Source organism: Pseudomonas moorei, from assembly GCF_008801475.1.
Taxonomy (GTDB): domain Bacteria; phylum Pseudomonadota; class Gammaproteobacteria; order Pseudomonadales; family Pseudomonadaceae; genus Aquipseudomonas; species Aquipseudomonas moorei.
The window spans coordinates 327,014-351,212 of record NZ_VZPP01000004.1; the positions used below are offsets into that span (position 1 = coordinate 327,014).

14 protein-coding genes are annotated in these 24,199 nt (G+C 61.1%); 8 read left to right on the plus strand and 6 right to left on the minus strand.

Going from position 1 to position 24,199, the window contains the following annotated elements; translation table 11 throughout:
- Positions 1-300: 300 nt before the first annotated feature.
- Positions 301-2,571: a bifunctional 23S rRNA (guanine(2069)-N(7))-methyltransferase RlmK/23S rRNA (guanine(2445)-N(2))-methyltransferase RlmL gene (gene rlmKL, locus F7R06_RS09355; protein ID WP_090323950.1), complete on the plus strand. Its 2,271-nt coding sequence runs from the start codon at positions 301-303 to the stop codon at positions 2,569-2,571.
- A gap of 201 nt (positions 2,572-2,772) precedes the next feature.
- On the plus strand, positions 2,773-5,184 hold the full coding sequence (locus tag F7R06_RS09360; protein ID WP_090323948.1) for a sensor domain-containing diguanylate cyclase: 2,412 nt from the start codon (positions 2,773-2,775) through the stop codon (positions 5,182-5,184).
- Positions 5,185-5,298: 114 nt separating this feature from the next.
- Here F7R06_RS09360 and dacB read toward each other — a convergent pair whose 3' ends face one another.
- Positions 5,299-6,759: a D-alanyl-D-alanine carboxypeptidase/D-alanyl-D-alanine endopeptidase gene (gene dacB, locus F7R06_RS09365; RefSeq protein ID WP_090323947.1), complete on the minus strand. Its 1,461-nt coding sequence runs from the start codon at positions 6,757-6,759 to the stop codon at positions 5,299-5,301.
- 232 nt (positions 6,760-6,991) lie between these two features.
- On the opposite strand from dacB, the gene F7R06_RS09370 reads away from it, so the two are divergent.
- Entirely contained in the window at positions 6,992-7,336 is a 345-nt protein-coding gene (locus F7R06_RS09370; RefSeq protein ID WP_007941073.1) for a YggL family protein, read from the plus strand.
- A 124-nt stretch (positions 7,337-7,460) separates the two neighbouring features.
- Here the strand turns inward: F7R06_RS09370 and F7R06_RS09375 are convergent, their stop codons facing one another.
- On the minus strand, positions 7,461-8,654 hold the full coding sequence (locus tag F7R06_RS09375; protein ID WP_090323945.1) for a benzoate/H(+) symporter BenE family transporter: 1,194 nt from the start codon (positions 8,652-8,654) through the stop codon (positions 7,461-7,463).
- Between the two features lie 356 nt (positions 8,655-9,010).
- On the opposite strand from F7R06_RS09375, the gene F7R06_RS09380 reads away from it, so the two are divergent.
- Positions 9,011-9,775: a GntR family transcriptional regulator gene (locus F7R06_RS09380; RefSeq protein WP_090323944.1), complete on the plus strand. Its 765-nt coding sequence runs from the start codon at positions 9,011-9,013 to the stop codon at positions 9,773-9,775.
- 79 nt (positions 9,776-9,854) lie between these two features.
- Here the strand turns inward: F7R06_RS09380 and guaD are convergent, their stop codons facing one another.
- From guaD to xdhA, 4 genes are all read right to left on the minus strand, one after another.
- Complete coding sequence (gene guaD / locus F7R06_RS09385; RefSeq protein WP_090323942.1) at positions 9,855-11,159, minus strand: guanine deaminase; 1,305 nt, start codon at positions 11,157-11,159, stop codon at positions 9,855-9,857.
- Positions 11,160-11,184: 25 nt separating this feature from the next.
- Positions 11,185-12,042, minus strand: a complete 858-nt coding sequence (xdhC, locus tag F7R06_RS09390) for a xanthine dehydrogenase accessory protein XdhC (RefSeq protein ID WP_090323940.1) — start codon at positions 12,040-12,042, stop codon at positions 11,185-11,187.
- Between the two features lie 139 nt (positions 12,043-12,181).
- Positions 12,182-14,581, minus strand: coding sequence for a xanthine dehydrogenase molybdopterin binding subunit (gene xdhB / locus F7R06_RS09395; RefSeq protein WP_090323939.1), 2,400 nt, complete (start codon positions 14,579-14,581; stop codon positions 12,182-12,184).
- Positions 14,574-16,028, minus strand: coding sequence for a xanthine dehydrogenase small subunit (gene xdhA, locus F7R06_RS09400; RefSeq protein WP_090323938.1), 1,455 nt, complete (start codon positions 16,026-16,028; stop codon positions 14,574-14,576). The genes xdhB and xdhA overlap by 8 nt, the downstream gene beginning before the upstream one ends.
- A gap of 268 nt (positions 16,029-16,296) precedes the next feature.
- Here xdhA and F7R06_RS09405 point away from each other — a divergent pair, with 268 nt between their 5' ends.
- From F7R06_RS09405 to ligA, 4 genes are all read left to right on the plus strand, one after another.
- Positions 16,297-16,956, plus strand: coding sequence for a GntR family transcriptional regulator (locus tag F7R06_RS09405; RefSeq protein ID WP_090327466.1), 660 nt, complete (start codon positions 16,297-16,299; stop codon positions 16,954-16,956).
- A 2-nt stretch (positions 16,957-16,958) separates the two neighbouring features.
- Complete coding sequence (smc, locus tag F7R06_RS09410) at positions 16,959-20,447, plus strand: chromosome segregation protein SMC (RefSeq protein ID WP_090323936.1); 3,489 nt, start codon at positions 16,959-16,961, stop codon at positions 20,445-20,447.
- Positions 20,448-20,693: 246 nt separating this feature from the next.
- The gene (gene zipA, locus F7R06_RS09415; RefSeq protein ID WP_090323935.1) at positions 20,694-21,548 is read left to right on the plus strand and encodes a cell division protein ZipA; all 855 of its coding nucleotides are present in this window, start codon (positions 20,694-20,696) and stop codon (positions 21,546-21,548) included.
- Between the two features lie 218 nt (positions 21,549-21,766).
- Positions 21,767-24,124 (plus strand): NAD-dependent DNA ligase LigA, encoded by a 2,358-nt coding sequence (ligA, locus tag F7R06_RS09425; RefSeq protein WP_090323933.1) that lies wholly within the window; start codon positions 21,767-21,769, stop codon positions 24,122-24,124.
- The last annotated feature ends 75 nt before the right edge of the window (positions 24,125-24,199 follow it).

Sequence of the window (24,199 nt, forward strand, 5' to 3'; positions counted from 1 at the left end):
TGTCGCGTATTTATTGATCAAAGCCCTGTATGATCGGCCCCCCGCCGGATGCCGGGGTTAATCCTTTGGTGAGAATGCCTCGCGTTGCAGCGCGGGATTATTCGACGAAGGGTCGAGTTATGACATTTTGTTGCATCAACTTTTTTATCTGTCCTTGCATCTAAGCTCTTTTAACCCGAGCAGCAGGGGTGGAACGGCACACCTTCGTGCCACGCGGGCGCTCTTCGAGAAAAGCGCCTGATTGAAAACCGGGCCGGCAATGCGTTGCCGGCTCACTCAGCTAAAGGCTCTGGAACTCCCATGTCCGATCGTTTCGAACTCTTCCTCACTTGCCCCAAAGGCCTTGAAGGCCTGCTCATCGAGGAAGCCGTCGGGCTTGGCCTTGAGGAAGCACGGGAGCACACCTCTGCCGTGCGCGGCATGGCCACCATGGAAACCGCTTATCGCCTGTGCCTGTGGTCGCGTCTGGCGAACCGCGTGCTACTGGTGCTCAAGCGCTTCCCGATGAAGGACGCCGAAGACCTCTATCACGGCGTGCTCGATATCGAGTGGCAAGACCACATGCTCAACGACGGCACCCTGGCCGTCGAGTTCAGCGGTCACGGCTCGGGCATCGACAACACCCACTTCGGCGCCTTGAAGGTCAAGGACGCCATCGTCGACAAACTGCGCACCCCGCAAGGTGACCGCCCGTCCATCGACAAGCTCAACCCGGACCTGCGCATCCACCTGCGCCTGGACCGTGGCGAAGCGATCCTCTCCCTCGACCTGTCCGGTCACAGCCTGCACCAGCGCGGTTACCGCCTGCAGCAGGGCGCGGCGCCGCTGAAGGAAAACCTCGCGGCCGCCATCCTGATCCGTTCCGGCTGGCCACGCATTGCAGCCGAAGGCGGGGCGCTGGCGGACCCGATGTGCGGTGTTGGTACATTCCTCGTCGAAGCGGCAATGATCGCCGCCGATATGGCGCCGAACCTGCGCCGCGAGCAGTGGGGCTTCACCGCGTGGCTCGGTCACGTGCCGGCGCTCTGGAAAAAACTGCATGAAGAAGCCGTCGAGCGTGCCGCGGCCGGTCTGGCCAAGCCGCCGCTGTGGATTCGCGGTTACGAAGCCGACCCGCGTCTGATTCAGCCGGGCCGCAACAACGTCGAGCGTGCCGGCCTGAGCGAGTGGATCAAGATCTACCAGGGCGAAGTCGCGACCTTCGAGCCGCGCCCTGACCAGAACCAGAAAGGCCTGGTGATCTGCAACCCGCCGTACGGCGAGCGTCTGGGCGACGAGGCGAGCCTGCTCTACCTCTACCAGAACCTCGGCGAACGCCTGCGTCAGGCCTGCCTGAACTGGGAAGCGGCCGTGTTCACCGGCGCGCCGGACCTGGGCAAGCGCATGGGCATCCGCAGCCACAAACAGTATTCGTTCTGGAACGGCGCCTTGCCGTGCAAACTGCTGCTGATCAAGGTGCTGCCGGACCAGTTCGTCACCGGCGAGCGTCGTTCCCCGGAACAGCGTCAGGCCGAGCGTGAGCAAGCGATCTATGATCAGGCGCCGACCGAGCCGCAAGAGCGCAAGTACAACAAAAACGGCAATCCGATCAAACCGGCTCCGGCACCGGCTCCGGTAATCGAGCAGCCGCGCCTGAGCGAAGGCGGGCAGATGTTCGCCAACCGCCTGCAAAAAAATCTCAAGGCGCTGGGCAAGTGGGTCAAGCGTGAGGGCATCGATTGCTACCGCGTCTACGATGCCGACATGCCGGAATACTCCATGGCCATCGACCTGTATCACGATTGGGTCCACGTTCAGGAATACGCTGCGCCGAAATCCATCGACCCGGAAAAGGCTTCGGCGCGCATGTTCGATGCCCTGGCGGCGATTCCGCAGGCCTTGAACATCGACAAGAGCCGTGTGGTGGTCAAGCGCCGCGAGCGTCAGAGCGGCACCAAACAGTACGAGCGTCAGGCTGCGCAGGGCAAATTCGTCGAGGTCAACGAAGGCGGCGTGAAGCTGCTGGTGAACCTCACCGATTACCTCGACACCGGTCTGTTCCTCGATCACCGGCCGATGCGCATGCGCATTCAGAAAGAGGCGGCCGGCAAGCGTTTCCTCAACCTGTTCTGCTACACCGCGACGGCCAGCGTTCATGCGGCCAAGGGCGGCGCGCGCAGCACCACCAGCGTTGACCTGTCGAAAACCTACCTGGACTGGGCGCGTCGCAACCTGTCGCTGAACGGTTTTTCCGACAAGAACCGCCTGGAGCAGGGCGATGTGATGGCCTGGCTGGAAAATGCCCGTGAAGAGTACGACCTGATCTTCATCGACCCGCCGACCTTCTCCAACTCCAAGCGCATGGAAGGGATCTTCGACGTGCAACGTGACCAGGTGCAGTTGATTGACCTGGCCATGGCGCGTCTGGCGCCAGGCGGGGTGCTGTACTTCTCCAACAACTTCCGCAAGTTCGAGCTCGAACCCAACCTCAGCGAGCGTTATGCGGTCGAGGAAATCACCGCCCAGACCATCGATCCGGATTTTGCCCGTAATGGCAAGATTCACCGTGCCTGGAAAATCATGGCCCGCTGATACGCGGATCCACTCGTAGGAGCGGGCGTGCTCGCGATGGTCCTCAACGATCACGCGTGCATTATTGAATGCACGCGGTACATCGGAGTCCATCGCAAGCCGGCTCGCTTCTGCGGGGCACTGGTCAAATTAGTGGCTAATAGCTATAACTCCACTCAGGGCCAAAGGGCTTTCCTGCACCTGGCGTTTTGAGTCGCGTTTATGTCGTTGCACGCCGTGCGCCCAAAAATCCTGGGTTTTATCAGCGAAGACGTTTCGGCCTGGCTGGTCGCGCTTCTGGTATTGCTCGTCGGCGGGATCCTCACGGGATTGCTGGCCTGGTCGACGCTGAATGTGTTTCAGCATCAACTGCGGCAACGTTTCCAGCTGCTGGCCAGCGAGCGTTACAGCCGTATTGAAGAACGTTTCCAGGATCAGGAGCAGCGCCTCGATGGCCTGCGCCGCTTCTTTACCAATTCCGATGCGGTCTCCCGTGCAGAATTCAACGGCTATACACAGCCGCTGTTGCGCCGTACCCAGGCCTATTCGTTCGCCCAGCGGATAAGGGGCGACCAGCGGGAGGCGTTCGAGCGTCGAGTGCGGGATGAGGGCCTGACGAATTTCACCGTGCGCGAGCTCAACGCTGATGGTCAACTGCAACCGGCCGGCGAGCGTGATGAGTACGTGGTGGTGCTGTACAGCCAGACGCAAAGCAAGCTCGGTGCGCCGTTTGGCTATGACTTGCTGGCCCAGCCCTTGCGGCGCGCGACCCTGGAGAGGGCCGATCAGCATCGCGGCATGGCGGTGTCGCAACCCATGCATCTGGTCAGTATCGAACCCGCCTATGCGCGGGGCGTGCTGCTGGTCGCGCCAGTCACGTTGCGCGATGACCCCGATGCGGTAAACAACAAACCCTTCGGTTATGTCATGGCGGTGATCAGCATGCGCCAGTTGCTGGCCGACGGATTGCCCGAGGCTGAGCGTGACTACCTGTCGGTGCGCATTCTCGATTTATCCACAGACGATCAGCATGAAGTGCTGTTCGAATCGCCCAATGCACCGGCACTCAGTGAATTGTCGACGACTCGCCTGTTACGCCTGGCTGACCATGATTATCAGGTCGATATCCAGCCCAGCGAGGCCTTCCTGTTGGCCAATCATTCGTCAGTGACCACGCTGGTGGTACTCGGCGGTTTGCTCAGTGTGCTGCTCAGTGCCTTGCTGTATGTGCTGGTCAGTCAGCGTCAGCGCGCGTTGAAGCTGGTTGAGCAGCGCACCGGTGAACTGCGCGCCCGCGAGCAGGAATTACGCGGCACCCACGGCCAACTGCGCGGTGTGCTGAATGCCGCGACCCAGGTAGCGATCATCGCCACGGACTTGCGTGGGGTCATCAGCACCTTCAATGCTGGCGCCGAACAGATGCTCGGCTACCGCGCCGCCGAAGTGGTGGGGCACATGACCCTGGAAAACCTGCACCTGCCCCGGGAGCTGGAAGCACGTTCGGCGGAGTTGAGCGCACGTTATGGCAAACCGGTGCCAACCTGCCACGCGATGCTGGTCGAGGGCAGCGTGGAAGGCAATGTAGAGGGCGGCCACGAAGCGCAGGAATGGACGCTCGTACGGGGCGATGGCAGCCACCTGATGGTCAACATGCTGGCGACCCCGGTGCTGGACGAGCAGGGGTTGTGGGTCGGACACCTGGCGGTTTGCATCGACATCACCGAGCGCAAACGCGTGCATGAAGCGCTGGCGGCACGGGACGTATTGTTGAAAAAGCTCAGCGCCCATGTGCCCGGCGGGATCTACCAGTTCAAGATGGAATTCGACGGTCGCTTCAGCGTGATCTACGCCAGCGACGGTATCCGCGAGATCTACGAACTCGATCCGGACGTGCTGTTGCTCAACGCCGAGGCGATCTTCACGCGAATTCATCCCCAGGACACTACCCGGGTCCGTGCCTCGATCCGGGCTTCTGCCGAGACCCTCAGCCACTGGCGCGAGGAATACCGCGTGCAGCTTCCCCAGCGCGGCCTGCGTTGGGTGCGCGGCGAGGCGACCCCCGAGGAGCTGCCCGGCGGCGGTGTGCTCTGGCATGGTTATATCTCGGACATCTCCGATTTGAAGCGGGTGGAAGAAGAGCTGCGCGCGCTGTCTGTCACCGATTCCCTGACTGGCATTCACAACCGTCGCTATTTCCAGGAACGCCTGACCAGCGAAATGGCCCGGGTCGAGCGCGGTGGTGGCGAACTCTCGGTGATCATGCTCGATATCGACCACTTCAAGCGCATCAATGACCAGTATGGTCATGCCGTCGGCGATCGGGTGTTGAAGGCGGTGTGCGAGCGCATCGGCCTGCGGTTGCGCCGCACGGACGTGTTCTGTCGTCTGGGTGGCGAAGAGTTCATGGTGCTTTGCCCGGACATTGGCGGTGAACAGGCTTATCTGCTGGCGCTGGAATTGTGGCAAAGCTTGCGCAGTGCACCGATCGACGAAGTGGGGGTGGTTACCGCGAGTTTCGGGATTGCCAGTTGGCGGGCCGGCGAGGGCGCCGATGCGCTGTTGCTGCGGGCGGACTCGGGGGTTTATGTGGCGAAACAGGAGGGGAGGGATCGAGTGCAGGGCGAGGCGGACTGACCCGACGCAATCCCTGTAGGAGCGAGCCCGCTCGCGATGGTGCATCAGCTACAGAGTTGTCAACTGACACACCATCGCGACCAGGCTCGCTCCTGCACTGGGTTTCGCGGCGTATTACAGCGCCGAGGCGGTCTGCGCCAGTTTTGGCTGGCGATACAGGTCCAGCAGCACCTGATCAAGCACCGACGAGGCGCCAAACGGTGCCTTGTCGTTGAGGATCGCCACCACGGCCCAGGTATTGCCGTTGACGTCGCGGCTGAAGCCGGCGATTGCGCGCACGGTATTCAGGGTACCGGTCTTGACGTGGGCTTCACCGCGCATTGCCGTGGTTTTCAGGCGTTTGCGCATGGTGCCGTCAGTGCCGGCAATCGGCATCGAGCTGATGTATTCGGCGGCGTAAGGGCTGTGCCACGCGGCTTGCAGCATCGAGGCCATTTCCCGGGCGCTGACGCGTTCGGAGCGGGACAGGCCGGAACCGTTTTCCATCACCAGGTGCGGTGCGGTGATGCCTTTCTTCGCCAGCCACTGACGCACCACACGCTGGGCGGCCTTGGCGTCGTCGGCATCGGCGTCGGTACGGAATTTCTGGCCCAGGCTCAGGAACAGCTGTTGAGCCATGGTGTTGTTACTGTATTTGTTGATGTCGCGGATGATTTCCGCCAGGTCCGGCGAGAACGCCCGTGCCAGCACCTTGGCGTCTTTGGGCGTTGGCGCCAGGACATCTTTGCCCTGGATGCTGCCGCCCAGTTCCTTCCAGATCGCGCGCACGGCGCCGGCGGTGTAGGTCGCGTGGTCGAGCAGCGACAGGTAGGTCTGCGAACTGCAGCCTTCTCCCAACTGGCCACCCACGGTCACGGTCACGCTGCCATCGGCCTGGGGCACCGGGTTGTAGCGCACACCACCGGTGCATTGTTTGGAATTGATGGCCTTGACCTGATTGTCGATGCGGATGGTGGCAATCGGTGGCTCCACCGAAACCAATACCTTGCCCGAGTCGTTACGCGCAACGAATCGCAGGGCCTTGAGGTTGACCAGCAACGCATCGGGCTTGACCAGGAACGGTTTGTTTTCGTCGTTGCCGTCGTCATTGAACTCCGGCAGTTGCGGTTGCACGAAGAAGCTCTTGTCCAGCACCAGATCGCCGGTGACCTGGGTCACGCCATTGGCCCGCAGGTCGCGCATCAGCAGCCAGAGTTTCTCCATGTTCAGCTTCGGATCGCCGCCACCCTTGAGGTAGAGGTTGCCGTTGAGGATGCCGCCACTGAGGGTGCCATCGGTGTAGAACTCGGTTTTCCACTGATGGTTCGGGCCGAGCATTTCCAGGGCCGCGTAGGTGGTCACCAGTTTCATGGTCGAGGCCGGGTTGACCGACACATCAGCGTTGAAAACAGTCGGGGTGCCGGGGCCGGTGAGTGGAATCATCACCAGCGACAGGGCGTTGTCCTGCAATTTGCTGGCCTTGAGGGCTTTCTCAACGTTGGGCGATAACGCGGTGTTGATCGGATCAGCGTAGACGGGGAGGGCCAGGGGAAGGAGAAGACCGGCCAGGAGCAATGGACGCAACGATTTGATCATGTGAAATAAAACCCTACAGCCGAGGGGGAAAAGACGAGGGCATGAAAACAAATTCCCTCAGTGGTCATGAAAGTGTCGGCATTATGCCCCAAGGTGTTGTGGCTTGTGCCGTGCCTTGGCCCTCTAATCCGCTATTTTTTACCAATGGCAGGCCTGGCGCCGTTCAGAGGCGGGCAATCGGCGGCTTAAACTGCTAAAGTGCCGCCCGTTATTACTTAAGAGGATTGTTCCAATGGCGACTAACCGTTCCCAGCGTCTGCGCAAAAAACTGTGCGTCGATGAATTTCAAGAGCTGGGTTTCGAGCTGAACCTGGATTTCAAAGAAGATTTGGCTGATGAAGCCATTGATGCTTTCCTCGACGCGTTCCTGAAAGAAGCCATGGAAGCCAACGGTCTGGGCTATGTGGGCGGCGACGACTTCGGTCTGGTTTGCCTGCAGAAGCGTGGTTCGGTGACTGAAGCTCAGCGCGCCGCTGTTGAAGCCTGGCTCAAGGGCCGCAGCGAACTGACCGAAGCAACTGTCAGCCCGCTGATCGACGTGTGGTACCCGGAAAAGCCGATCAATCCGGTAGCTTGATGTTCTGAAAAGCGGCGACCCATGGGTCGCCGTTTTTTTGTAAGCGTCGCGATGAACCTGAAAGCGCTGCGGGGCGTCATGTGTCAAGCGTTATCGTTGACGACCATCGCGAGCAGGCTCGCTCCTACAAGGCTTTGCGCCAGTTCAGAATCAGCAGCGTCACCACCCCCGCGACAATCCCCCAAAACGCCGAACCAATGGAAAACAGCGTCAGCCCCGATGCCGTGACCATGAAGGTGATCAGCGCCGCTTCACGTTCCTTCACCTCGCTCATGGCAATGCTCAAGCCGTTGATGATCGAGCCGAACAGCGCCAGCGCGGCTATCGACAGCACCAGTTCCTTGGGCAGTGCGGCAAACAGGGCCGCCAGCGTCGCACCGAACACCCCGGCGATCCCGTAGAAAATCCCGCACCAGACAGCCGCCGTGTAGCGCTTGTTGCGGTCTTCATGGGCGTGCGGCCCGGTGCAGATGGCAGCGCTGATGGCGGCGAGGTTGATCCCGTGGGAGCCGAACGGCGCCAGCAGCAGCGAGGCGATGCCGGTGGTGGTGATCAGCGGTGAGGCCGGCACCGTGTAACCGTCGGCGCGCAGTACGGCGATGCCGGGCATGTTCTGCGAGGTCATTGCCACGACGAACAGTGGAATGCCAATGCTGATGGTCGCGGCCAGGGAGAAGTGCGGGGTGGTCCAGACCGGTGTCGCCGCTTCCAGGTGGAATCCACTGAAGTCCAGCAGCCCCATCAGTCCCGACAACGCCGTACCGATCAGCAACGCGCCCAGTACCGCATAGCGGGGGGACAGGCGTTTAACCACCAGGTAGGTGAAGAACATGCCCAGCACCAGCGCGGTGCGATGCTGGGCGGCGACGAAAATTTCACTGCCGATCTTGAACAGGATCCCCGCCAGTAATGCAGCCGCCAACGATGCCGGGATTTTTTTCATCAGGCGTTCGAAGCTGCCGGTCAGCCCGCAGATCGTCACCAGCACGGCGCAGGTAATGTAGGCACCAATGGCCTCGCCGTAGCTCACGCCGCCAAGGCTGGTGATCAGCAGGGCGGCGCCAGGGGTCGACCAGGCAATGGTGATCGGCGTGCGATAGCGCAGCGACAGGCCGATGGAGCACACCGCCATGCCGATGGAGATCGCCCAGATCCACGACGAAATCTGCCCGCTGCTCAGGCCCGCCGCTTGCCCGGCCTGGAACATCAGCACCAGGGAGCTGGTGTAGCCGGTCATCATGGCGATGAAGCCGGCGACGATGGCTGAAGGCGATGTATCGGCCCATGGGCGCAGTTGCGTGTGCGTGGCATCGCTCATGACGGTGGTATTCCTTGTTCTGATAAAGATGTCCGCCACACCACAACTCCATTGTGGGAGCGGGCTTGCTCGCGAAAACGGTGTGTCCGTCAGCATCCATGTTGGATGTGCGACAGCTTTCGCGAGCAGGCTCGCTCCCACAGGGATTCTGTGCAAAGGCGGATTCTGCGATTAAGCCTAAACTCAAACGTATCCAATCGTTGCGATACAGCGGAAGCGACAAACAGCCATACAGTCGTGTTGCCACCATTCATTGTGTACAATTGCAGTGTTTTTTACGCGATACTTGCCAGCGACCCACTGTGCCGTATTACAGTCACGGTCAATTCGCCGCAGTTCTCCCGACTCGAGTGCCCATGAACGAACAGTTGCAGCCCCTCAAGAAACAACCGCGAGCAGGCAAAGCCGGCCGCAGCGGTACCCAGGACGATATTGTCTATGCGCATATCTTCGAGGCGATCCTCGAACAGCGCCTGGCGCCCGGCACCAAGCTGAGTGAAGAAGCGCTGGGGGAAATTTTCGGGGTCAGCCGCACCATCATTCGTCGTGCGCTGTCGCGCCTGGCTCATGAAGGCGTGGTACTGCTGCGTCCGAATCGCGGCGCGGTGGTGGCCAGCCCGAGTGTCGAAGAGGCCCGCCAGGTGTTCATGGCACGGCGTCTGGTAGAGCGCGCCATCACCGAACTGGCGGTGCAACACGCTACCGCCGAACAGATTGCCGAGTTGCGCCAGATGGTCAACGACGAGCGCGACAGCTTCTCCCGCGGCGATCGCGGTGCGGGCATCCGTCTGTCGGGCGAATTCCACCTGAAACTGGCTGAAGCGGCGAAAAACGCCCCGTTGATCAGCTTCCAGCGCAGCCTGGTGTCCCAGACTTCGCTGATCATCGCCCAGTACGAAAGCGGCAACCGTTCCCACTGTTCCTACGACGAACACACCCAGTTGATCGACGCCATCGAGGCGCGCAACGGTGAACTGGCAGTGGACCTGATGATGCATCACATGGATCACATCGACAGCAAACTCAACCTCGACGAAGAAAGCGCGTCAGATGATTTGCATGCGGTGTTTTCACATTTGTTGCAGACCAAGAAGCCTGGGCGTTCCACCGCAAAGCTCTGAAATACCGAGGCGGTCTCAAGGACACAAAAAATCCCCCGGTATCTGACGATCACGGGGGATTTTTTTATGCCTGTGAAACCTAGCGCTGATGCACCAGATTCCCCGCCGCATACGTCTGCAGCACGGTCCGGTCATCCCCCAGGGTCATCAACACAAACAGCGTCTCGGCGATGTTATTGGCCTGCTTCAGGCGATAGCCCAGCAGTGGCGTGGCGTTGTAGTCCAGCACCAGGAAGTCGGCGTCCGTGCCCGGCTGCAGGGTGCCGATCTTGTCTTCCAGGCGCAGGGCGCGGGCGCCGCCGAGGGTCGCCAGGTACAGCGATTTGAACGGGCTCAGGCGCGCACCTTGCAGTTGCATGACCTTGTACGCTTCGTTAAGGGTTTGCAGCAGCGAGAAACTGGTGCCGCCACCGACATCGGTACCGATGCCGACATTGAGCTTGTGCTTCTCGGCCATCGGCAGATTGAACAGGCCGCTGCCGAGGAAGAAGTTCGAGGTCGGACAGAACGAGATGGCCGAGCCGGTTTCTGCCAGGCGCGCGCACTCGTCATCGCACAGGTGCACGCCGTGGGCAAACACCGAGCGCTCGCCCAGCAACTGGTAGTGATCGTAGACGTCCAGGTAGCCCTTGCGCTCCGGGAACAGTTCCTTGACCCACTCGATTTCCTTGAGGTTCTCGCTGATGTGGGTCTGCATGTACAGATCGGGGTATTCGGTCAGCAACTGGCCAGCGAGGGTCAGTTGTTCCGGGGTGCTGGTCGGCGCGAAGCGCGGGGTCACCGCGTAGTGCAGGCGGCCCTTGCCGTGCCAGCGCTCGATCAGCGCCTTGCTTTCGACGTAGCTGGACTCGGCGGTGTCGGTCAGGTAATCCGGGGCATTGCGGTCCATCATCACCTTGCCGGCAATCATCCGCAGGTCCAGCTGTTCGGCGGCTTCGAAGAACGAGTTCACCGACTGCGGGTGCACGCTGCCGAACACCAGTGCGGTGGTGGTGCCGTTGCGCAGCAGTTCCTTGATGAAGATGTCCGCGACCTCATCGGCGTGGGCCTTGTTCGCGAATTGGCTCTCGCACGGGAAGGTGTAGGTGTTGAGCCAGTCCAGCAGTTGCTCGCCATAGGCGCCGACCATGCCGGTTTGCGGCAGGTGGATATGGGTATCGATGAAGCCCGGGGTGATCAGGGCATCCTGGTAATGGGTGATCTCGATGTCCGCCGGCAGGGTCGGCAGCAAGTCGCTGGCGTGGCCAAGGGCGCTGATCTGGCCGTTATCCACCACCAGCAGGCCGTCCTCGAAATACTCGTAGGAGGCTTCGATCCCGACTTCGGCGGGGTCGGCAATACTGTGCAGAATGGCGGCGCGGTAGGCTTTGCGAGTCAAAGGCATGGTCATTCTCTATTTATGAAGCTCATCAGTTTGAGGCTTTCAGTTTTGTGGCCTGACTGCGGCGCGACACGGGCAGCAGTTTGGCAATCGGTTCGGCGTTGGCAGTCTGTTGGCCGAAATTGGCGTTATAGGTGGCGATAATTTCGCCGGCGATGGAGATGGCGATTTCCACAGGCAACTTGCCTTTGACTTCGCCGATGCCCATCGGGCAGCGCATGCGTTGCACGACGCTGCTGTCGAATCCGCGGTCGCGCAGGCGATGTTCGAACTTCACGCGCTTGGTCTTCGAGCCGATCAGGCCGAAGTAAGCAAAGTCATTGCGTTTGAGGATCGCGGCGGTGAGTTCCAGGTCGAGCTGATGGTTGTGGGTCATGACGATGCAGTAGCTGCCGGCGGGCAGGTCGTCGATTTCGTCCACCGGTTCTTCGCTGACAATCTTGCGCACGCCGTGGGGGATCTGCTCGGGGAACTCCGCATCCCGCGAGTCGATCCAGCGCACCCGGCAGGGCAGGCTGGCCAGCAGCGGCACCAGTGCGCGGCCGACATGGCCGGCGCCGAACACGGCGATCTGCGCCTGGACCTGGCCCATCGGTTCGAACAGCAATACGGTGGCGCCACCGCAGCACTGGCCCAGGCTCGCGCCGAGGCTGAAGCGCTCCAGATGGGTGTCCTGCTTGCCGCTGGCGAGCATCTCGCGGGCGATCTGCATGGCCTTGTATTCCAGGTGCCCGCCACCGATGGTGTCAAACGTCTGGCTGGCACTGATGACCATCTTCGAACCGGCATTGCGCGGCGTCGAGCCGAGCTCTTCGATGATGGTCACCAACACGCAGGGTTCACCGCGGTTTTTCAGGTCGGCGAGGGCGTCGATCCAGTTGTACATGTTCACCTCGACATCTTCGTTGTCTGTTCGGGCCTCTTCGCTGGCAAGCCAGCTCCCACAGGGTTTGCGTCGATCGCATAAGCGCGATTCAGCGCCTGTCTGTGGGAGCTGGCTTGCCAGTGATGGCAGCGCCTCGGGCTTAGAGCGGAGCCAACTCGGTTTCAGCCTCGACAGCCTTCGCCACCTTCAACTGGCGCATCTGCTCACAGCCCCACAACACGCGCTCCGGGGTCGCCGGTGCGTCGATTTTCGGTTGATGCTTGTAGTCGCCCAGGCTTGCCACGGCGTCCTTGATTGCACACCACGCGGCGATACCGAGCATGAAGGGCGGTTCGCCCACGGCCTTGGAGTGGAACACCGTGTCTTCCGGGTTCTTGCGGTTTTCCACCAGCTTCACCCGCAGGTCCAGCGGCATGTCCGCCACGGCCGGGATCTTGTAGCTGGCCGGGCCGTTGGTCATCAGCTTGCCTTTGTTGTTCCAGACCAGCTCTTCCATGGTCAGCCAGCCCATGCCCTGGATGAAACCGCCCTCGACCTGGCCGATGTCGATCGCCGGGTTCAGCGAGGCGCCGACGTCGTGCAGGATGTCGGTGCGCAGCATCTTGTATTCGCCGGTCAGGGTGTCGACCAGCACTTCGCAGCACGCCGCGCCGAAGGCGAAGTAGTAGAACGGACGACCACGGGCCTGGCTGCGGTCGTAGTAGATTTTCGGGGTCTTGTAGAACCCGGTGCTCGACAGCGACACCTGGGCGAAATACGCCTGCTGGATCAGGGCTTCGAAGGTCAGGATGTGATCGCGAACCCGCACGTGGCCGTTGTGGAATTCCACGTCTTCTTCGCTGACCTTGTATTGCCGCGCGGCGAATTCCACCAGGCGCTGCTTGATGGTTTCGGCGGCGTTCTGCGCCGCCTTGCCGTTCAGGTCGGCGCCACTGGAGGCGGCGGTCGGCGAGGTGTTCGGCACTTTATCGGTGTTGGTCGCGGTGATCTGCACGCGGTCCATTTCCACCTGGAACACTTCGGCCACGACCTGCGCGACTTTGGTGTTCAGGCCCTGGCCCATTTCGGTGCCGCCGTGGTTCAGGTGAATGCTGCCGTCGGTGTAGACATGCACCAGCGCGCCGGCCTGGTTGAGGAAGCTGGCAGTGAAGGAAATGCCGAATTTCACCGGGGTCAGCGCCAGGCCTTTTTTCAGGATCGGGCTGTTGGCGTTGTAGCGGCGGATCGCTTCGCGGCGCTCGGCGTACTGGCTGCTTTCTTCCAGTTCGGCGGTCATTTCCTCGAGCATGTTGTGCTCGACGGTCTGGTAGTAGTGGGTGACGTTGCGCTCGGTCTTGCCGTAGTAGTTGGCCTTGCGCACGGCCAGTGGGTCGAGGGCCAGATGACGGGCGATGGCGTCCATCACTTCTTCGATGGCGACCATGCCTTGTGGACCGCCAAAACCACGGTAGGCGGTGTTCGACGCGGTGTTGGTCTTGCAGCGGTGACCGTTGATGGTCGCGTCGCCCAGGTAATACGAGTTGTCGGAGTGAAACATCGCCCGGTCGACGATCGAGGCCGACAGGTCCGGTGAGCAGCCACAGTTGCCGGCCAGTTCCAGGGCGATGCCGTGCAGGCGGCCGGTGCTGTCGAAGCCGACGTCGTACTCGACATAGAAGGGGTGACGCTTGCCGGTCATCAGCATGTCTTCGACGCGCGGCAGGCGCATCTTGGTGGGCTGTCCGGTCAGGTGCGCGATCACCGCGCACAGGCACGCCGGGCTCGCCGCCTGGGTTTCCTTGCCACCGAAACCGCCACCCATGCGGCGCATGTCGACGACGATTTTATTCATCGACACATCCAGCACTTCGGCCACCAGTTTCTGCACTTCGGTGGGGTTCTGGGTCGAGCAGTAGACGATCATGCCGCCGTCTTCGGTCGGCATCACCGAAGAGATCTGGGTTTCCAGATAGAAATGCTCCTGGCCGCCGATGTGCAGCGTGCCCTGGATTCGATGTTCGGCGGTGGCCAGCGCAGTGGCTGAATCACCGCGTTGATGAGTGTGGCTGTCGAGTACGAAGTGACGCTTGCGCAGGGCTTCGACCACATCCAGCACCGGCTCCAGATCTTCGTATTCAATGATCGCGGCCATCGCCGCCTTGCGCGCGGTTTCCAGGTCTTTCGCGGCAACCGCGACCACCGGTTGACCGACGAACTGCACCGTATCGATTGCCAGCAGCGGGTCGCCCGGCAACAGTGGGCCAATGTCTTTCAGGCCCGGCACGTCTTCGTGGGTGATGGCAATGCGCACGCCTTCAAAGGCGTAGCACGGCGCGGTGTCGATGCTGATGATCCGGGCGTGGGCACGGTCCGACAGACGGGCGTACACGTGCAACTGGTTCGGAAATTCCAGGCGATCGTCGATGTACTGCGCTTCACCGGACACGTGCTTGGCGGCGCTGTCATGCTTGACGCTGCGGCCGACACCGGTGGTCAGGTCCTTGGCGAACAGTTCAGCCAGTTCGGCCTGGGTCTTCTCTACGGCGTGATGATTAGACATAAGCGGTCACCCGAGTCTCGATGTGCGGTGTTTGCAGTTCGATGAAGTATTTGCGCAGCAGGTTCTGCGCGCTGAGCAGGCGATATTCCTTGCTGGCGCGGAAGTCCGAGAGCGGTGTGAAATCTTCGGCCAGGGCCGCGCAGGCACGTTCGACCGTGGCGCTATTGAAAGGCGCGCCAAGCAACGCGGCTTCACAGGCGGCGGCACGTTTCGGAATGGCTGCCATGCCGCCGAAGGCCACGCGGGCGTCGGCGACCACACCATTTTCCAGACGAATGTTGAAGGCGGCACACACTGCCGAAATGTCATCGTCCAGGCGCTTGGAGACTTTGTAGGCGCGGAACAGTTTTTCGGCGCTGGCGCGCGGCACGATGATCTTCTCGATGAACTCGCTTTCCTGACGGGCAGTGACGCGGTAATCGATGAAGTAATCCTCCAGCGCCAGGGTGCGGCGGGTTTCGCCCTTGCACAGGACGATTTGCGCGCCGAGGGCGATCAGCAGGGGTGGCGAGTCACCGATGGGCGAGGCGTTGCCGATGTTGCCGCCCAGGGTGCCCTGGTTGCGGATCTGCAAGGAGGCAAAACGTTGCAGCAATTCGCCGAAGTCCGGGTACTCGGCTTTCAAGGCGTCGTAGCAGTCGGAAAGGGCTGTGGCGGCGCCGATTTCCAGGCGATCCTCGAAGCGCTCGATGCGTTTCATTTCGGCGACGTTACCGACGTAAATCATCACCGGCAGCGTGCGGTGGAACTGGGTGACTTCCAGCGCCAGGTCCGTGCCGCCGGCTAGCAGGCGGGCCTGTGGATAAGCGTCGTAGAGGTCAGCCAGGTCAGCCACGGTCAGCGGCACCAGGCAACGTTTGTCGCCACTGTTGAGTTCGCCGATATCGGTCGGGGCAATGGCTTTGAGGCGGGCAATGGTTTCGGCTTCACGGGCGTCGAACTGGTCGGGCTGTTTAGCGCAGCAGGACTGTTGGGCCGCTTCCAGGATCGGGCGATAGCCGGTGCAGCGGCAGAGGTTGCCGGCCAGGGCTTCGTGGGCTTTATGGGTGTCGGGTTCGTCGCTGTTCTTTTGCAGGGCGAACAGCGACATGACGAAGCCGGGCGTACAAAAGCCGCACTGTGAGCCGTGGCACTCGACCATGGCTTTCTGCACGCTGTGCAGCTCGCCTTTGTGCTTGAGGTCTTCGACGCTGATCAATTGCTTGCCGTGCAGGGACGACACGAAGGTCAGGCACGAGTTGAGGCTGCGATAACGGATGTGTTCGCGACCCTCGTCATCCGTTTGCAATTCGCCGACCACCACGGTGCAGGCGCCGCAGTCACCGCTGGCGCAGCCTTCTTTGGTGCCGGGTTTGCCCACATGGTCGCGCAGATAGTTGAGCACGGTCAGGTTCGGGTCCAGGGCGTGCTCGCTACGGAGTTCCTGGTTTAGTAAAAACTGGATCACGGAAGGCCTCGCAGACTCATTATTGTTGTTAACCGACTTGATCCGAATTTAGCAGGTCTGACTTTTCGGTCAATGATTTTCTGACTTAAAGGTCAGGAAATTGCATTTTGTCGATCGACAACCGGTTTCTTCATTATTGACCCTTGCGGGATAGCCTGCTTTTTTGCGCGAATCGTGCCAAAAACCACCGGGCGGGCCCTGCGCCATGTCGTATCAATTGCGCTACACTGCGCCGCCTGTACAGATCGAAGAGTTTGAAGGGACAACCATGACGTTCAAGGCGCCGGACAGCCTCGCCGAGCAAATCGCTCACCACCTCGCCGAACGCATCATTCGCGGCGAAATGAAGCCCGGAGAGCGCATCCAGGAGCAGAAGGTCACGCTGGCGCTCAACGTCAGTCGCGGCTCGGTTCGCGAGGCCCTGCTGATCCTTGAACGCCGGCACTTGATCGCGATCCTGCCGCGACGTGGCGCCCATGTCACCGAACTCACCGCGCACAAGGTGCAGAGCCTGTGCACGCTGATGAGCGAGATGTACATCCTGCTGGGCAATGCCGTGGCCAATGGCTGGCAAGTCCAGGCCGACCTGGCGCCATTCGTGCAGATCCAGCAGCGCCTGAGCAGCGATTTCCAGTGCCAGGACATTCGCAGCTTCGTCGATGACAGTTTCAGCGTGATGCGCGCTGCGTATCCGTTTGCCAACAACCCGTACCTGCAGGAAACCGTCGAGAACCTGCAGCCGGCCATGAGTCGGGCGTATTTTCTCGCCCTGGACCAGCGCAAAGCGTCGATGAGCGAGTTTCTGGAGCTGTTCGAACGCTTGCTTGCCGCCGTGATCGCCCGTGACTTTGCGCAGATTCGCCTGGTGCTGACGGCTTACGCCCAGCGCAGTTGCGATCTGGTGGTCTCTGCCCTGACGGACGCTTAAGCGTGCGGCTCAAGTGCATCAAGCTGGCGGGGTTCAAATCCTTCGTCGATCCGACCACGGTGAACTTCCCCAGTAACATGGCGGCGGTGGTCGGGCCCAATGGTTGCGGCAAGTCGAACATCATCGACGCCGTGCGTTGGGTCATGGGCGAGAGCTCGGCCAAGAACCTGCGCGGCGAGTCGATGACCGACGTCATCTTCAACGGCTCCACCAGCCGCAAGCCCGTGAGCCAGGCGAGCATCGAACTGGTGTTCGATAACTCCGACGGCACGCTGCTCGGTGAATACGCTGCTTACGCGGAAATTTCCATTCGGCGCAAAGTCACCCGCGACAGCCAGACCACCTACTACCTCAACGGCACCAAATGCCGGCGCCGTGACATCACCGATATTTTCCTCGGCACCGGCCTCGGCCCGCGCAGCTACTCGATCATCGAGCAGGGGATGATCTCCAAGCTGATCGAATCCAAGCCCGAAGACCTGCGTAACTTCATTGAGGAAGCGGCGGGCATCTCCAAGTACAAGGAGCGTCGGCGCGAGACTGAAAACCGCATCCGCCGCACCCACGAAAACCTGGAGCGCCTGACCGACCTGCGCGAAGAGCTCGAACGCCAGCTCGAACGCTTGCACCGTCAGGCCGAGGCCGCCAAGAAGTATCAGGAGCTCAAAGGCGAAGAGCGGCAGCTCAAGGCCCAGCTGTCGGCCCTGCGTTGGCAGGATCTGAACGCTCAGGTCGGCCTGCGCGAAGCGGTCATCGGCACCCAGGAGATCAGTTTCGAGGCGCTGGTGGCCGAGCAGCGTAACGCCGATGCCAGCATCGAGCGTCTGCGCGACGGGCACCATGATCTTTCCGAGCGCTTCAACCTGGTGCAGGGGCGCTTCTATTCGGTCGGTGGCGACATCGCCCGGGTCGAGCAGAGCATCCAGCATGGTCAACAGCGCTTGCGCCAGTTGCAGGATGATTTGAAGGAAGCCGAGCGCGCGCGTCTGGAAACCGAGTCTCACCTGGGCCACGACCGCACCTTGCTGCTGACCCTCGGCGAAGAGCTGGACATGCTCACCCCCGAGCAGGAAGTCACCAGCGCTGCCGCCGAAGAAGCCGCCGCCGCGCTGGAAGAGTCCGAAACCACCATGCACGGCTGGCAGGAGCAGTGGGACACCTTCAACCTGACTGCCGCCGAACCGCGACGTCAGGCCGAAGTTCAGCAGTCGCGAATCCAGCAACTGGAAACCAGCCTTGAGCGTCTGGCTGATCGCCAAAAGCGTCTTGGCGAAGAGCGCGCCTTGTTGTCGGCGGACCCGGAAGACGCGGCGATCATGGAACTCAGCGAGCAACTCGCTGAATCCGAGGCGACCCTTGAGGATTTGCAGACCAGCGAAGAAGCTCAGGTCGAAAAGCTAGAGCAGTTGCGTCAGCAATTGCAGCAAGCGCTGACGGCGCAGCAGCAGGCCCAGGGCGATTTGCAGCGCCTCAACGGTCGACTGGCCTCCCTGGAAGCCTTGCAGCAAGCCGCCCTCGATCCGGGAACCGGCACCACCGAATGGTTGCGTGAGCAGAACCTGGCCGATCGCCCGCGTCTGGCCGAAGGGCTGAAGGTTGAAGCGGGTTGGGAGCTGGCGGTGGAAACCGTGCTCGGTGCCGACCTGCAAGCCGTGCTGGTGGATGATTTCAACGATTTCGATCTGTCCGGGTTTGCCCAGGGCGATCTGCGTTTGCTCAGTCCCGCGACCGATGGCGTGCGCGTGCCCGGCAGTTTGCTCGACAAGGTCGAGGCGCAGATCGATCTGTCGCCGTGGCTGGGGCAGGTCAAACCGGTGGACAGCCTCGAACAGGCATTGGCCTTGCGTGGTCAGTTGGCGGTCGGCCAGAGTCTGATCAGCCGCGACGGGTACTGGGTCGGTCGGCACTTTTTGCGGGTGCGCCGCGCCAGCGAAGCGGAAAGCGGCATGCTGGCCCGAGGGCAGGAAATCCAGAAGCTGGGCCTTGAGCGCGAAGAACGCGAAGCCGCGGTCGAAACCCTGGAAACCGAATTGCAAAACCTGCGGGCGCAGCAGCGTCAGCAGGAAAACGGACGCGAACACTTGCGTCGATTGCTGCAGGACGAGGCTCGTCAACAAGGCGAATTGAAAGCCCAGTTGTCGGCCGGAAAAGCCAAGGCCGAGCAGTTGACCTTGCGCCGCACGCGTCTTGATGAAGAAATCGAGGAGTTGGGCGAGCAACGGGCCCAGGAGCACGAAAACATCGGTGAAGCGCGCATCCAGTTGCAGGAAGCCCTCGACGCCATGGCGCTGGACACTGAGCAGCGTGAGTTGCTGCTGGCCCAGCGCGACAGCTTGCGTGAGCGTCTTGACCGGGTGCGGCAGGAAGCGCGGCAGCACAAGGATCACGCTCATCAATTGGCGGTACGCCTCGGATCGCTCAAGGCCCAGCACGATTCGACGCGCCAGGCACTGGAACGTCTGGAGATGCAGTCCGAGCGCCTGACCGAAAAGCGCGAGCAGTTGAGCCTCAATCTGGAGGAGGGCGAGGCGCCGCTTGAGGAGCTGCGCCTGAAGCTTGAAGAACTGCTCGACAAGCGCATGACCGTCGATGAAGAACTCAAGATCGCGCAGATCGCTCTCGAGGATGCCGACCGCGAGCTGCGCGAGGCCGAGAAGCGCCGTACCCAGGCCGAGCAACAATCCCAGCTGATTCGCAGCCAGCTAGAAACCCAGCGCATGGAATGGCAAGCCCTGACCGTGCGGCGCAAGGCATTGCAGGACCAGTTGCTGGAAGACGGTTACGACCTGCACGGCGTACTCGCCACGCTGACACCTGAAGCCAACGAGAAAGACGCCGAGGAAGAACTGGAACGCATCGCGGCGCGGATTCAGCGCCTGGGTGCCATCAACCTCGCGGCCATCGACGAATACCAGCAACAATCCGAGCGTAAACGTTACCTGGATGCGCAGAACGATGATCTGGTTGAAGCGCTCGACACCCTGGAGAACGTGATTCGCAAGATCGACAAGGAGACCCGTAACCGCTTCAAGGATACCTTTGATCAGATCAATGGCGGTTTACAGGCACTTTTCCCAAAAGTTTTCGGTGGAGGCCGCGCGTATTTGGAACTGACGGGCGAAGATCTACTCGATACAGGGGTGACGATCATGGCGCAGCCGCCAGGAAAGAAGAACAGCACCATCCATTTGCTCTCCGGTGGCGAAAAAGCCCTGACCGCATTGGCCCTGGTTTTTGCGATCTTCAAGTTGAATCCGGCGCCGTTCTGCATGCTCGACGAAGTTGACGCACCACTGGATGACGCTAACGTTGGACGCTACGCACGATTGGTCAAAGAAATGTCGCAGACCGTGCAGTTCATCTATATCACCCACAACAAGATCGCCATGGAAATGGCCGAGCAATTGATGGGGGTGACGATGCATGAGCCTGGTTGTTCGCGACTGGTAGCGGTGGATGTCGAGGAGGCGATGGCGATGGTGGACGCCTGATGACGGCGTGTATCAGGGTAGACAAGACGTTTTACTGGCCTGGACTTGCTGGCCAATCGACATAATCGCTGAAGCCAGCGTGACAAGCGGTGTAAAGTTACCTTTGGTCGTGCTAGTTTAATGTCAATTTTTCGTATACGTGGGCAAAACGCCTGTCAGAACATAGAGTTGGCGCCACGTTTTAAAGCGGTTTACAGGTTGTAAACCCCTTATTTTTCAGCATTTTTTATAGAGGCACGGGATTACATGGAAATCGGTCTGCGCGAGTGGCTGATCGTCATCGGCATTATTGTCATTGCCGGTATTCTTTTCGATGGCTGGCGCCGTATGCGCGGCGGCAAGGGAAAACTGAAATTCCGTCTTGACCGAAGCCTGTCCAACCTGCCGGACGAGGACACCAGCGCCGAGCTGTTGGGCCCGCCTCGAGTGCTGGACACCCACAAGGAACCGCAACTGGACGAGCAGGATCTGCCGTCGGTGAGCATGCCGGCCCGCGAACCGCGTGAATCGGGTTCCAAGCGCGGCAAGCGTGGTCATGGCGAACCTTCGCAAGGTGACATGAACCTCAGCCTGGACCTGGATGGCGGCCCGAGCTTCAGCAGTCGCGACGACGATTTCGTCGAAGACGCCAAGGCAGCCCCTGCGGTCAGCGACAAGGATCATCCACAAGCCGAAGAAGTGCTGGTCATCAGTGTGATCTGCCGTGACGCAGCCGGCTTCAAGGGCCCGGCCCTGTTGCAGAACATTCTGGAAAGCGGCCTGCGTTTTGGCGAAATGGACATCTTCCACCGTCACGAAAGCATGGCGGGCAACGGTGAAGTCCTGTTCTCCATGGCCAACGCGGTGAAGCCGGGTGTCTTTGATCTGGACGACATCGATCACTTCAGCACGCCGGCGGTGAGCTTCTTCCTGGGTCTGCCAGGCCCGCGCCATCCGAAGCAAGCCTTCGACGTGATGGTGGCGGCGGCACGCAAATTGTCCCAGGAGCTGAACGGCGAGCTCAAGGATGACCAGCGCAGCGTGCTGACGGCCCAGACCATCGAGCACTACCGTCAGCGTATCGTCGAGTTCGAACGTCGCGCCCTGACCCAGAAACGCTAGGATCGCTGTTGTGGCGAGGGAGCTTGCTCCCGCTCGGCGGCGTAGCCGTCGTAAATCTGCAAACTCGTCGTACCTGGCACAATGAGGTGGATGGCCTTGGGGCCGCTTCGCGGCCCAGCGGGAGCAAGCTCCCTCGCCACAATCTCCATTGCCTTGAGCGAGTGTGATTAAGAATATTGAGCAGCCTCGGCTGCTCTTTTGCTTTATGAGAGAACACCATGACTGCCGCCAAAAACCGCATTCTAGAGCTGCGCGCCGAGCTGGATCAGCACAACTATCGCTATCATGTGCTGGACGAGCCGAGCATTCCGGACGCCGAATACGATCGGTTGTTCAACGAGCTCAAGGCGCTCGAAGCCGCCAACCCGGAACTGATCACCAGTGACTCGCCAACTCAGCGAGTGGGCAGCGCGGCGCTGTCGGCGTTCACTCAGGTGCGCCACGAAGTGCCGATGCTCAGCCTCGGCAACGCCTTCGAAGAAACCGACATGCGTGAATTCGACCGCCGGGTGACCGAAGGGCTGGATCTGCCGGCCGGTGATCTGTTCGGTGGCGGCGCGGCGGTCGAGTACAGTTGCGAGCCGAAGCTTGATGGTCTGGCGGTCAGTTTGCTGTATCAGGACGGCGTACTGGTACGTGGCGCAACGCGCGGCGACGGCACCACCGGCGAAGACATCAGCGTCAATGTGCGCACCGTGCGCAACATTCCCCTCAAGCTGCACGGCACCGGCTGGCCGGCCACGCTGGAAGTGCGCGGCGAAGTGTTCATGTCCAAGGCTGGTTTCGAGCGGCTCAACGCCACGCAACTGGAAGTGGGTGGCAAGACCTTCGCCAACCCGCGTAACGCGGCGGCGGGTAGCCTGCGTCAGCTGGATTCGAAGATCACCGCCAACCGCCCGCTGGAATTCTGCTGCTACGGCATCGGCCAGGTGTCCGCCGATATCGCCGATACGCACATCGGTAACCTGCAGCAGCTCAAGGCCTGGGGCATGCCGATCAGTCATGAGCTCAAGCTGGCGAACGGCATCGACGCATGTCTGGATTACTACCGTGACATCGGTGAGCGGCGCAACGCACTGCCTTACGAAATCGACGGCGTGGTGTTCAAGGTCAACAGCATTGCCTCCCAGCGCGAACTGGGTTTCCGCGCTCGCGAACCGCGTTGGGCCATCGCCCATAAATTTCCGGCCATGGAAGAGTTGACCGAGCTGCTCGACGTCGAATTCCAGGTCGGACGCACCGGCGCCGTCACACCCGTGGCCCGCCTGAGGCCGGTCAAGGTGGCGGGTGTTACCGTGGCCAACGCGACGTTGCACAACATGGACGAAGTCGCTCGCCTGGGGCTGATGATCGGCGACACCGTGATCATCCGCCGTGCTGGCGACGTGATTCCGCAAGTGGTTCAAGTCGTGCTTGAGCGTCGTCCGGACGATGCGCGGCCGGTTCATATTCCCCAGCAATGCCCGGTGTGCGGCTCCCATGTCGAGCGCACGCAACTGATCAAGCGCAGCAAGGGCCGCGAGACCGTCAGCGAAGGCGCGGTGTATCGCTGTGTCGGTCGACTGGCCTGTGGCGCGCAACTGAAGCAGGCGATCATTCACTTCGTTTCGCGTCGTGCGATGGACATCGAAGGCCTGGGCGAGAAGAGTGTCGAGCAACTGGTGGATGAAGGTCTGGTGAGTTCGCCGGCCGATCTGTACGCCCTGACGTTCGAGCAGATCGTGGATCTGGAAGGCTTTGCCGAGCTGTCGAGCAGGAACCTGCTTGGCGCCATCGAAGACAGCAAGAAGCCGGGTCTGGCACGGTTCATTTATGCCCTGGGGATTCCCGATGTCGGCGAGGAGACAGCCAAGGTGCTGGCGCGCTCCCTGGGTTCGCTGGAGCGGGTGCAGCAAGCGCTGCCGCAAGTGCTGACGTACTTGCCGGATGTCGGGCTGGAAGTCGCCCACGAGATTCACAGCTTCTTTGAAGACGAGCATAACCGGCAAGTGATCGCCAATCTGCTCAAGCATGGATTGCAGATACAGGATCAGGGCGAACTGGGCGCCGAATTTGCCGCCAGCACGACATTGGGCGGCTTTCTCGACAAGCTGAACATTCCTTCGGTCGGGCCGGGCGGAGCACAAAAGCTCGCCGACAAGTTTGGTACGCTGCAAGCGGTCATGAGTGCCGACTGGCTGGATATGCGTCAGGCGTTGCCGGAGAAACAGGCCAGCTCGGTCCGCGAATTTTTTGCGATCGAGGAACATCGCCAATTGGCCGAGGCTGCCGAAAAACAACTGGCCGACTTCGGCATGCATTGGCACAGCGAGAAGAAGGTCGTCGAAGGCTTGCCGCTGGCCGGTCAGACCTGGGTGCTGACGGGCTCGCTGGAGCTGATGAGCCGCGATGTGGCCAAGGACAAGCTCGAAAGCCTTGGCGCCAAAGTGGCGGGCTCGGTGTCGGCCAAGACCCATTGCGTGGTCGCGGGGCCGGGCGCCGGGTCGAAATTGACCAAGGCCAATGAGCTGGGGCTGAAAGTGCTGGATGAAGAAGCGTTTGTCGGGTTCCTGAGCAGGCACGGTATTTCAGTCTGACGCCATTCGCCGGCAAGCCGGCTCCTGCAAGGACGACGCAATTCTTGCAGGCGCGGGCTTGCCAGCGAAATCGGT